This is a genomic window from Chitinophaga sp., from assembly GCF_035564935.1.
Lineage (GTDB): Bacteria > Bacteroidota > Bacteroidia > Chitinophagales > Chitinophagaceae > Chitinophaga.
Genome location: NZ_DATMTE010000555.1, coordinates 1 through 11599 on the forward strand (window position 1 = coordinate 1; position 11599 = coordinate 11599).

Here is an 11599-nt window from a genome sequence, read left to right on the forward strand (position 1 = left end):
AAAACAATATTATCTCCAGTATAATAATTACAGCATCAACCAGGGTACCTATGGCGGTTCTACCGGTGGCACCTACAACGGGGTGAATGCCGTAACGCCTAACTTCTCCGATGGTGTGGCACAGGACGGGCTTACCTGGGAACAGGCCATCCAATCCAATATAGGCGTGGATGCAAGCTTCTTTAGCGGAAGATTGAACGTTACCGCAGACGCGTTTAACAGGGGTACTTCCAAACTGCTGTTTAACCTGTTGCTGCCATCTACTTCCGGGTATGATAAGGTGAATACCAACGCGGTGGATGTACGCAACACCGGTGTGGAATTTACCATACAGGGCCGGATTACGCCGCCTACCAGCAAGTTCCAGTGGAACTCTACCCTGATCTTATCTTTCATCAAAAACCAGATCGTTAAATTACCCAACGGTAACCGCGACCTGATGGTGCCGGACAACAATACCGGTATGACGTATGTGCTTACCAAAGGCCGTGCTATCAATGAGTTTTACCTGATTAAAAACAAAGGCGTATACGCCAGTGAAAAAGATATTCCGTTTAACCCCTACACCGGTGAAAAGCTTACCTACTGGGGCGGTAACCATACCGTGCAGGCGGGCGACTTTATCTGGGAAGACCAGAACGGCGATTACGATGTGTGGGACTGGAACGATAAAGTACGCAGCGGTAATCCCAACCCGGCCTGCACCGGTGGCTTTACCAACGCTTTTTCTTACGGTCCGTGGAGCCTGCAGGTATACATGACGTTTACCCTTAAACGTGATATCTATAACAAGTATATGTCCGACAGGCTCATTGGCTTAACCGGCAACTACGCAAATATTGCTGGTATTGATCCTTCTTCCATCGACAGCTGGCATAAAGAAGGAGACAATGCCAAATATGCAGAAGTGATCCCTTACAGCGAGCATTACTACTACCAGTTCCTTCCTTTTTCTTCCGCCTTTGTGGAAGATGGTTCTTACCTGCGTATCAAGTACCTGAACCTTGCTTACCAATTTACTCCTAAGTTCCTGGAACGCATTAAGCTTAGTAAGCTCCAGATCTATGGCGTGGTAGACAATGTAAAGATGTTTCAGCGATCAAGTGTTCCTGATGCGGAAGCAGTGGATGAAAAAGGTACTTACACCGGTGGCGGTTATCCTATACCACGTAAGTTCACCCTTGGTGTAAATGTTGGTTTTTAATTTTTAAAAAGAAGAAGATATGAACTGTCTGAAAAATATATTCACGGTAATAGCTGCAGGACTGCTGTTGTCGCCGTTTGTGTCCTGTAAGAAGCTGCTGGACCAGGAGCCGATCAATTCTCCCTATAATTCTGTTTTCTGGACTAACCAGCGGGATGCAGAGCAGGGGGTGGCAGGCGGTTATGCCTTACTGCGCAGAGCATTAACTTCCAATACGGACTACGATCAGAATATGTCGCATTTTGCGTATGGTTCGTTACCTGCATACGAGTTTTCGGATTATGACCAGTACGATGTGAGGTTCCTGGTGAAAGGCGGGGACGGCATGAATACGGCTGATTTCCTGGGTTCTTACCTGGAAAAATATCACGACTGGTCGCCCTACTATAAAGTGATCACCCAATCGAATATTATGCTGCATAATATTCCCAACATCCCGGATGCACAATTTACGGATCAGCCCACCCGCACCCGTAACCGCTTCCTGGGAGAAGCCTACTTCCTGCGTGCATTCAGCTACTTCTATATGGTGCGTATCTGGGGAGATGTGCCATTGGTGATGCAATATGATCCTAACCCGGTAACGTCAGAAAATATTCCGAGAACCAATGAAAAGATCATTCTTGATACCTGTATTGCAGATCTCAAAAAAGCCATCAGCCTGTTGCCATGGGAATACAAGAACGGTACTGAAAGGGCGGTAAGAGCCAACAGGGGCGCTGCTTTCGGATTACTGGCACATGCTTATATGTGGAGGAACTTCCTGAACAAAGGGCAGGTAGTATCTGATGTAACCAATGCAATTGCAGCCATTGATTCAGTGGAGAACAGCGGCCAGTACCAGTTGCTGCCGGCAGAGATGTATCCGAAGATCTTCCACGGAAAATCAATGGAAGGAATATTTGAGATCAATATGCAGGTAGCCAATGGAGAACAACAGGTAGAGAAAGGATTTTATTATAATATCCTGAAAACGCCCTTTATTACCAATAAGGACAGTAAAATAGATGCACCGAATATTGACCTGATCAATTTGCTGTATGATGAAGCCGGCACCGATTTGCGCCGCCGCTACTACTTTACCAACCTCGATGCGTCTGGTCAGTACGATGTACTCATCTGCAAGTTTGCAGGCCCCAACAGGGAAAATATCAACTACCGTAACCCGGGTAATTTCACCGATGCTGCTGTAGATGCCAATATTATCCTGATGCGTTATGCCGACCTGTTGCTGTTGCGCGCAGAGGCGCATGCCGACCAGGGAAATGTAGGCGCTGCCTTAATGGATATCAACCGCGTGAGGGCCCGCTCACAGGCAGCACCCATTCTGCCGGAAGATGTAACCGATATTAAGGTGGAAGCGTTCCTGGAACGTTCCCGCGAATTATATGCAGAAGGCCAGCGCTGGTACGACCTGGTACGTACCCGTATGCTGATGAACGGCGACGTGAATGCAGCAGCAGGTTTCCCGCAGGACCGCTTCGACGCCGGTGGCTGGAAATGGCCGGTAGGACGCGCGTTGTTCCTCAACAACAGTGTGCTCAAACAAAATGACTACTGGCTCGGTAAAGTGAAATAGCATCCTGAATCTTAAATGAACTGACATGAACAAACTGAAAATATTTACTGCAAAGGCTGGCTGGGGCATCTTACTGATTACCCTGTTATTTGCGGCCTGTAAGAAAGACGATCATTTCCTGGGCGGCAGTCCTACCAATGATCATACAGATCTTACCACCTACGACTATCTCAAAACAAATGCAAACTTTGATACGCTGATCCTGCTCATCGATAAAGCTGGGCTCAAAGAAACCATCAACAGCGATGTAACTTTTGTAGCGCCTACGGATTACTCGATCAAACAGTTCCTTGGTGTGCGGACCACGCAGCTGCAAAAGGAATTGAATGATGAAAACGTTAAGTACACTATCGATAGCCTGAAGGCGCCTGAGCTGCGCGACTCGCTGCTGGCTTATGTTTTTAGCGGGAAAATTGTACGTGCTGATCTTTCACTGGAATCGCAGGTATATAAGAATAAAGTCGGAGAAGATTTTGCTTTCAAGCTGATCAAAGCCGGCGGGTATGATGATATTTTTTCTGCCGGTGTAAAATATATGGCGCTGACCAAACTGATCAACGGACTGGACCCGGATCCCCGCCCGGATGATTATCCCGAAGACGACAGGGACATACAGTATACCCTGCAAACCACCGGTATCATTACAAAAACAGGCGTATTGCATGTATTGCAAAACAACCATGTGTTCTACTGGAAATAATCATCATCATTAAATCAGAAAGTATGTTGCATCAATATAAAGCAAAGAAATGGCTCACCTCCGCAATGCTGCTTGGGCTGCTGATTGCGGGCTGTAAAAAGATAGAAGAAGGCTTCCTGAGCGATGGCCTGTACGTGCCGGATACGCCTATTAAAGTACAGCGTGGCAACGCCTTCCAGAAAACAAGCGCTATCCTTGCGGATGGTACTACCCAGCCCATGACCGTGAAGCTGCTGGATATCAGGAGGGTGGATAACAAAAAACATGCGGATGAATTTTATAAAGAATACCCTGTTTACGTATATACGGCAGCGGTAGACCCGGCAAAAGATACCACCATTGAACTGGTGAATAAAAAACGCGAGCTGAAAAAAATGCAGCCTTATGTATTCCTGTCCAGCGGCCAGTTTGTATTCAACGGCGCTACGGATAGTTTGCCGCTGGATGTAACTTATGAATATGACGTGGAGGTATCTAATGTGGCGGGTTCAAAAGTGTACACGAACATTGGCACACTCACCACTGTTGATCCGCCACTGGTTACTGAAACCACTTCCGGTTGCAATTTCTTTCCTGACGACGGCTCTGCTACCGTACCAATGGGTACGCCGGAAATGAAGATTACCAGGATCAATGAAAGCGGTGCTTCCGTTATCCTGAAAATAACGGATAAAGATGGCAAGCCTTTCAACCCGAAAAGCGGGGAGATCATTAAACGTGGCGACCGTCCTATTTTTGAGAACTATGCCAGGTTCCACCCGATTGAATACACGGATACGGCTATGATCTGTAATTTCGAGATTGCGCCGTTCCCGCTGAGCCGCTACTCCAGCGGGGGGAACAACTGGAACTACCTGATGTATTACCGTATTCCTTCTGCTTATGTATCGGTAGATAAAAATGTGTCGGCCAAGGTGGGTAGCGTAAACCCGCTGTTTGCCTTCCGGCTCATGAAAGCAGGTGTATACGTGGTAGAGTTGCGGATGCCTAAAACAGTGAAAGTAACTCCTTAATAAGTATAGATAATAATAAGGAAGCGGGAGGGTAGTATCCTCCCGTTTTTTATGCAGGTATGATCCCAAACTCCTGCAGGAACTGATGCAGCGTAGCTATATCTTCCTGCAAATGCAGTGCGGAAACCACGGCCCTGTTAATTACCGGGCTATGTGGTTGCGGGTAGGGGAAGCTGGAAATGATCACATCCCTGTCCTGCAGGTAATGCACCAGCTTATCGCCGGCTGGCAGGATGAACATGGGAAGGCCATGCGGGTTATGCACGGTGGTATTGGCAGTAAGATGAAGGAAGTAAGCGATATTTTGCTGTAATGATCTGCGCATTTTTGCAGCCAGTTCCCCGGAGTGCAGCCAGGCATGGGCGTGGGCGGGCATCATGGGGGTACTGCCGGAAAAAACGGGCAGCTTTTTAACTGCTGTGATATCTGCAGCATGACCGGCAACCACTCCGCCGGAAATGCTGTATGCCTTTGCCAGTGAGGCGGAGAGCAGGTATCTGACGCATGGGGTTTCGGGTAAGAAATGAATGGCGCCCTGCCCGTTGGGTCCCAATATGCCGATGCCGTGGGAATCATCTGCCAGCACCAGCACTTTACGCTGCAGCTCCTGCAGCCAGTGAAAAGGATGGATAGCGCCTGTGAGCGGGTTCACCGTATCGGTGATGATCACGAAATGATGATCGGGGTGTGTATTCACTTTTTCAATAGTGCGAGCGATCCATTCTTCCCTGCTTATACCCGGTAACACGGGCTCCTGGTACCACAATGAAGGATGCGCATCCGGCGCGTACAAGGGTTGCCGGTTGCTAACGGCATATTGTACGGCAGCTTGTGATGCCAGGTAGCCGGAAGAAAAAGCGGCCGCCGATTGCTGCTTTACATGTGTGCAAAGGGCATGTTCTGTTTCTTCGTATATAGATAAACGTAAGTTGCCGGACCTGGAAGAAGGAAACAGGGTACCATACTTATCAATACCTTCAGCCAGCAGGTGTTTGAAGGCCGGCAGCTGATGCAGGCCCAGGTAAGCAAATCCTGAAAAGAAAAGGCAGTTGCGGCCTTCCTGTGTAACTGTTCTTCCTGGTGTATGATCCGTATACAACATAGCCGTTATTCTTTCTTCGTACATAAAATAAACTGGAAATCGGTTGAGGTTACCTGCATGTCGAAGTAATCTTCCGTAAGCCTGGTAATCGTAACGAGGTTTTCCACTTTACGGTCGCCGTTTTTCGCCGTAACGGAGATCATGGCGCCGTTGCTGAGAATGAAGTATTTACCGGTATCGGACCTGCCGGCAATGGTGGCCACAAACATGTTATTATCCAGGAACTGGTAATAAGCATCCCGGTAATAGCCTTTTTTCAGGTCCTGTGCCTGTATGTACTGCGTGTTGCTGATGGGCGATCCCGGCGGAATTTTCACATCATACACCCGCCATTTTTTATTCATCAGCAGTTCATTGTTCTTTTTCCCCTGGCAGGCGGCAAACAGGAGTAATACCGTAACAACGGCAAGTAGTTGACGTATTTTCATGAATGATCAGTTCCCTGTTTTTGCTTTATTGAAAGCTGCCGATCCGCCTTTGGGGATGGACAGGCTTTCCCATTTTTCTTTCAGGAGCATTTTCCCGATATATACGATCTGGCCCACATGATAGGGCACATGTGCCAGCTGCCGGTTAATGGCGTCTATTACAATGTGGGGCTCGTTGCGGATAAACACGGTCCTGTCGAGGTCCGTATCCTGCAACGCGCGGATAGCCGTAAGCATGCAATCCCAGCCCTCATCCCACAGCTGTACGATCTGCTCATAACTGAGGCCGCTTTCCTCAAATTCCCCGTCGCGGTTACGGCCTGGCTTTTCCCCGTCGGTGGTGAGGAAGTCGGTCCAGCGCGACAACATATTACCATGCAGGTGTTTAATGATCATGGTAATACTATTGGGTTCCCCGTCGGGTTGCCAGTTCAGCTGGTCTTTGTTAAGTCGCCGGATGGTTTTAACACCCAGTTCCCGGTGTATTTCAAGACGTTTTAGTACGCTTTGCAGATAAATAGACTGGATAGACATTGTCAGTATTTTTAGATTAATATCCTGCTGCGCTGTCGTCGCCGCGCTTATCACCGGATGCTTCCAGGTAGCGGCTTTCAGGCGCTCTTTTAATAATTTCGGTACGGCCTATGGGACCGCGTTTTACCACCTTGTAGCCCATTCCTTCCAGGGCCTGGATGGTACTGTCGGGGAACCCGTTTTCCACGGCCACTTCATCGGGAAGCCACTGGTGGTGGAACTTGGGATTGTTGATGGCTTCCGATGGTGAGAGGCCAAATTCCAGTGTATTCATCAGTGTTTGGAAAACGGAGGTAATGATAGTGGAACCGCCGGGTGTGCCCAGGGAATACAGCACTTCATTTTTTTGAAGCACCAGGGTAGGCGTCATGGAGCTGAGCATGCGCTTGGAAGGAGCAATGGCATTGGCTTCTGTGCCCACCAGTCCGTACATATTAGGTACGCCTGGTTTTACGCTGAAGTCGTCCATTTCGTTATTGAGCAGGAAGCCCGCTTTACCCACCACTGTTCTGCTGCCGAAGTGGCCATTGAGGGTGGTGGTTACTGCTACCGCATTGCCATCGGCATCGATGATGCTGAGGTGGGTGGTTTCCTCACTTTCGGGCAGCACGCCTGCTTTTGTTTGTTCGCTGGAACCGGCCTTGCCAGGTGTAAAATCCTGCATACGGGTAGCCAGGTATTTTTTATCAGTGAGTTGTGAGAAAGGCACTTTCACAAAATCGGGGTCGCCAAGAAATTGGGCGCGGTCGGCGTAAGCGCGTCTTTCTGCTTCTATCATCAGCTGAACAGCCTGTGGCGACTGGAAGCCCCATTGCGAGATGGGATAGTTTTCGACCATGCCCATCAGCTGCTGGAGGCAAATGCCGCCGCTGGAAGGCAGGGGCATGGTTACAATCGTATAGCCTTTATAGTTAAATGCTACGGCAGTTCTTTCTTTTGCTTTATAATTTTTGAGATCCTGCAGGGTCATGATGCCGTTGCCACGTTTCATTTCCGCCACGATGCCGGCGGCGGTTTCTCCCTGGTAAAATCCTGCAGCTCCTTTATTTCGTATAAGCGTGAGGGTATGTGCCAGTTCTTTCTGCACCAGGGTGTCGCCGGCTTTCCAGGTTTTGTCCCTTACAAAAGCGGTTTTAGTGGTGTTAAGTCTTTCGAAATCAGCCCTGGCGCTATTGAGTCCTGCCGCTTCGGCGGCGGTGATCACGAACCCTTTTTCCGCCAGGCGGATGGCGGGATCTATCAGTTTGGGAAAAGGCAGTTTGGCATATTTCATGGAGGCGAATAAACCGGCCACGGTGCCGGGTACGCCTGCAGCAAGATGCCCGTCGAGGCTTAGTTGGGTAATGGGATTACCGAGGGAGTCGAGGTACATATCCCGGTGTGCTTTTGCGGGCGCTGTTTCCCGGTAGTCGATAGCAATATTGCGCCCGTTTTTCAGGTGGCCCACCAGGAAGCCGCCGCCGCCAATATTACCGGCGCCCGGATATACCACTGCCAGCGCCAGTTGAGTGGCAATGGCGGCATCTACAGCGTTGCCGCCCTGTTGCAGTACAATGGCGCCCACGCGGCTGGCCAGCGGATGTGCTGATACTACAGCCCCGTGCAATACTTTAATATCTTTCTCGATACTGTAATCGTAAGGATGTAATTCGTCTGTTGTTTGTTGGGCACAGGCGGTGTGTAAGGTGCATACCGTCATCCCCAGCATGATAAGGAAACGCATGGGTGTCTGTTTGCATCGAAATTAACGATATGCGCTGAATTATGGGAAATTTAATAATTTAAGCAGGTTAATAATTATCACCGGAAAACAATTCCTAACTTACAGTATTCAATTTCAGGCTTTATATGCGCAGATTTTTATTAACGGCCTTTGTTATGCTGGGCGCCCTTTTTGCAAACGCCCAGGCGCCCACACCCGACCAGTTTCTCGGTTATCCGCTGGGCACCCGGTTTACGCCTCATTACAAGGTGGTGGAATATTTTAAACAGGTGGCGGCAACGGCAAAGAATGTAAAGCTGGAGCAATATGGCACCACCTATGAAGGCCGGCCGCTGCTGATGGCTATTATAGCCTCTCCTGAAAATGCCGGCCGCCTGGAAGAGATCCGGCAGCGCAGCCTGGACATGTCGAACGCAAAAGGCAACAGCGCTGATAACCAGCCGGTAATTGTATGGTTAAGTTATAATGTACACGGCAATGAAGCGGTTTCCACGGAAGCCTCCATGAAAGCCCTGTATGAACTGGTTAATAACGGCAATGCACAAACGCAGCAATGGCTGAAAAATACCGTAGTGATCATTGATCCCTGTCTTAATCCCGATGGCCGTGAAAGGTATGTGAATTTCTATAATAATACCCGCAGCGTTACACCCAATGTAAATCGCTGGTCGAGAGAACATAATGAGCCCTGGCCGGGCGGAAGGGCCAATCATTATTACTTTGACCTGAACCGCGACTGGGCCTGGCAAACACAAAAGGAATCGCAGCAACGGGTGGCCAGATACAACCAGTGGATGCCACAGCTGCATGTGGATTTCCATGAGCAGGAAATAGAGGCGCCTTATTACTTTGCGCCTGCGGCGGAACCTTTTCATGATGCCATTACGCCCTGGCAGCGCCAGCTACAGGTACTTATCGGGAAAAATAATGCGAAGTATTTTGATGAACAGGGCTGGCTGTATTTTACCAAGGAACGTTTTGATCTTTTCTATCCCAGTTATGGCGACACCTATCCCATGTACAACGGCGCTATTGGCATGACGTATGAGCAGGGCGGTAGCGGAAGGGCCGGTGTAGCTGTATTGAAAAAGGATGGCGATACACTTACACTTACAGACCGGATTGCGCATCATTTCGCCACCAGCATGTCTACCGTTGAAGTGGCGTCACAGCAGGCTGCAAAGATCATCAGCGAGTATACACAGTATTTTGAAGCTGCGAAGAAAACCCCGCAGGGCGGGTATAAATCATATGTAGTGAAAGCCGGTGGCAATACGGAAAAGCTTAATACCCTGGCGGAACTGCTACGTAAAAATAACATCGCTGTTGGCTTCGGCGCCAATACCGGCAGCGCCAGCGGATTCAATTATTTTACAGGTAAAACAGAAACGTTTACCATCGATAAGGAAGACCTGGTGATCAACGCCTATCAGCCGCATTCCAACATGCTGCGCGTGTTGTTTGAACCGGTGTCGCGCTTAACGGATTCTGTTACTTATGATATCACTGCGTGGGCGTTGCCTTATGCATATGGGTTAACTTCCTATGCAGTAAAACAGCCGTTAACACCGGCGGGGGATGCACCGGTAACGCGTAATAATACGCCGTTGTCGGCACAGAAACCATATGCTTACCTGGCTAAATGGAACAGCTTACGGGATGTAAAGTTCTTATCGTCGCTGTTGCAAAATGATATTAAAGTAAGATTTACAGAAACGCCCTTCACCGCTGGCGGCAAGGATTTCCCGGCAGGAACGCTGGTGATCACCCGTTCGGGAAATACTGCAAAAGGCGATCAGTTCGACCGCTTTATTACTATGCAGGCGAATCACTTTAAGATTTCGCTGGATGCGGTAGCCACGGGTTTTGTAGACAAGGGAATGGACTTCGGTTCCGATAAGATCCGCTTTATCCGTAAGCCGGAAGTAACGCTGCTGGCCGGGAGAGGTATTTCTTCCCTGGGCATGGGCGAGATATGGCATTTCTTTGAACAACAGCTGGAGTTCCCTATAACGGTAGTGGACGAACGAAATGTGGAGGATATCAATTGGGATAAAACGGATGTGCTGATTTTAGCCGATGGAGATTATAAGATATTTGAAGACAAAGCAGCTACGGATAAACTGAAAGAGTGGATCAATAACGGTGGTAAGCTGATTGCGCTGGAATCGGCGGCGGTGCAGGTGGCCGGGGCCGAGTGGGGCATTAAGCTGAAGAAAGAAGAGGAAAAAGATAAGGAAGCAAAAGAGAAGGCTGCCGCGGCGCGTCCGTATGATGCTTTGAAACCCTATGCCAACAGGGAGCGGGAAAGCATTAAAGCGTTTATTCCAGGCGCCATTTATAAAGTGCAGCTGGATACCACGCATCCGCTGGCATTTGGTTATCCGGCGTTTTATTATACGCTGAAGCAGGATGCACATTTGTATGAATTTATTGAGAACGGGGGGTGGAATGTAGGCGTGTTGAAGAAAGACAGCTACCTTACCGGCTTTGTGGGTGCATCTACCCGGCAACAGTTGAAAGACGGCTTATTGTTTGGCGTAAAGGAAATAGGCAGTGGTTCCGTGATCATACTGGCAGATAACCCTTTATTCAGGAGCTTCTGGGAAAATGGTAAACTGTTGTTCAGTAACGCAGTTTTCCTGGTAGGCCAGTAATATGCCGGTGATTTTTTATGCAGATAGAATACTGCGGTATTCATCTCCCTGAAAAAAAAGAGCACAGGAAATCACCGGTAATTTTAAAGATTCCTTTTTATGTTGCATCCCATGCTATGGGAAGTGTTCACGCTAACCGCTTTACCCGCCAGCATTTCATTGATGGCGTTTTGTAATAAACGTGTTTTCACCGCTTCCGCATTACCCGGACTGTCGTCAATTCCCCCTTTATAAGCGAGCCGGCTGTTTTTATCGAACAGGAAGCATTCAGGTGTGTGATTGGCGTCGAAAGCGTTGGCCAGTACCGCATTTCTGTCTACCACATAATACCATCTGAAATGCTGGGCCGCAGCATACTGCTTCATGGCGGCAAAAGATTCATTACCGGTGCGTGCGGCTTCGTTAGAGTTCACCATAATAACACCAATGCTGTTTTTGGACGCATACTGGCAGATATTGCGCAGCCGCTCCTGGTTACGCAGCATATAGGGGCATTGATTACTTCCAAAGATCACCAGTAGCCCGTTATTTCCCTTTGCAGCGCCTAAGGAGATTTCTTTTCCGGAGATATCTGTACAGGTTATTTCTGATTTTGGTAAGGGAGATCCTGGTTCCAGGGGAAGTTCCCGGGTTGGCTGAAAAGAAGAAAATAAAATAGT

General features: G+C 48.8%; 9 protein-coding genes and 1 pseudogene. 5 read left to right on the forward strand and 5 right to left on the reverse strand.

Annotated features, from left to right (window positions below):
• From VN105_RS14390 to VN105_RS14405, 4 genes and pseudogenes are all read left to right on the forward strand, one after another.
• Window positions 1–1204: pseudogene (locus tag VN105_RS14390) on the forward strand (SusC/RagA family TonB-linked outer membrane protein); the annotation flags it as partial.
• Window positions 1205–1223: 19 nt separating this feature from the next.
• Window positions 1224–2783: a RagB/SusD family nutrient uptake outer membrane protein gene (locus VN105_RS14395; RefSeq protein ID WP_325642044.1), complete on the forward strand. Its 1560-nt coding sequence runs from the start codon at window positions 1224–1226 to the stop codon at window positions 2781–2783.
• A gap of 25 nt (window positions 2784–2808) precedes the next feature.
• A complete protein-coding gene (locus VN105_RS14400) occupies window positions 2809–3483 on the forward strand; it encodes a fasciclin domain-containing protein (protein ID WP_325642046.1) in 675 nt (224 codons plus the stop codon).
• Window positions 3484–3506: 23 nt separating this feature from the next.
• On the forward strand, window positions 3507–4496 hold the full coding sequence (locus tag VN105_RS14405) for a DUF5007 domain-containing protein (protein WP_325642048.1): 990 nt from the start codon (window positions 3507–3509) through the stop codon (window positions 4494–4496).
• Window positions 4497–4545: 49 nt separating this feature from the next.
• Here the strand turns inward: VN105_RS14405 and VN105_RS14410 are convergent, their stop codons facing one another.
• The 4 genes from VN105_RS14410 to ggt are packed head-to-tail and all read right to left on the reverse strand — an operon-like array spanning window position 4546 to window position 8283.
• The gene (locus VN105_RS14410) at window positions 4546–5622 is read right to left on the reverse strand and encodes a hypothetical protein (protein ID WP_325642050.1); all 1077 of its coding nucleotides are present in this window, start codon (window positions 5620–5622) and stop codon (window positions 4546–4548) included.
• Window positions 5604–6026, reverse strand: coding sequence for a hypothetical protein (locus VN105_RS14415; RefSeq protein WP_325642052.1), 423 nt, complete (start codon window positions 6024–6026; stop codon window positions 5604–5606). The genes VN105_RS14410 and VN105_RS14415 overlap by 19 nt, the downstream gene beginning before the upstream one ends.
• A gap of 6 nt (window positions 6027–6032) precedes the next feature.
• Window positions 6033–6560 carry a DUF1572 family protein gene (locus tag VN105_RS14420; protein WP_325642054.1) on the reverse strand — a complete coding sequence of 176 codons (528 nt, stop codon included), beginning with the start codon at window positions 6558–6560 and terminating at the stop codon, window positions 6033–6035.
• Window positions 6561–6576: 16 nt separating this feature from the next.
• Window positions 6577–8283: a gamma-glutamyltransferase gene (ggt, locus tag VN105_RS14425; RefSeq protein ID WP_325642056.1), complete on the reverse strand. Its 1707-nt coding sequence runs from the start codon at window positions 8281–8283 to the stop codon at window positions 6577–6579.
• Window positions 8284–8408: 125 nt separating this feature from the next.
• On the opposite strand from ggt, the gene VN105_RS14430 reads away from it, so the two are divergent.
• Entirely contained in the window at window positions 8409–10940 is a 2532-nt protein-coding gene (locus VN105_RS14430; RefSeq protein WP_325642058.1) for a M14 family metallopeptidase, read from the forward strand.
• Between the two features lie 83 nt (window positions 10941–11023).
• Here VN105_RS14430 and VN105_RS14435 read toward each other — a convergent pair.
• Window positions 11024–11599, reverse strand: a 576-nt coding sequence (locus VN105_RS14435) for a redoxin family protein (protein WP_325642060.1), incomplete at its 5' end; no start/stop codon positions are given.

Bases quoted from the DNA above. Each gene is read 5' to 3' on its own strand.
- VN105_RS14395 (WP_325642044.1), top strand. From the start codon at position 1,224: ATGAACTGTCTGAAAAATATATTCACGGTAATAGCTGCAGGACTGCTG.
- VN105_RS14400 (WP_325642046.1), top strand. From the start codon at position 2,809: ATGAACAAACTGAAAATATTTACTGCAAAGGCTGGCTGGGGCATCTTA.
- VN105_RS14405 (WP_325642048.1), top strand. From the start codon at position 3,507: ATGTTGCATCAATATAAAGCAAAGAAATGGCTCACCTCCGCAATGCTG.
- VN105_RS14410 (WP_325642050.1), bottom strand. From the start codon at position 5,622: ATGTACGAAGAAAGAATAACGGCTATGTTGTATACGGATCATACACCA.
- VN105_RS14415 (WP_325642052.1), bottom strand. From the start codon at position 6,026: ATGAAAATACGTCAACTACTTGCCGTTGTTACGGTATTACTCCTGTTT.
- VN105_RS14420 (WP_325642054.1), bottom strand. From the start codon at position 6,560: ATGTCTATCCAGTCTATTTATCTGCAAAGCGTACTAAAACGTCTTGAA.
- ggt (WP_325642056.1), bottom strand. From the start codon at position 8,283: ATGCGTTTCCTTATCATGCTGGGGATGACGGTATGCACCTTACACACC.
- VN105_RS14430 (WP_325642058.1), top strand. From the start codon at position 8,409: ATGCGCAGATTTTTATTAACGGCCTTTGTTATGCTGGGCGCCCTTTTT.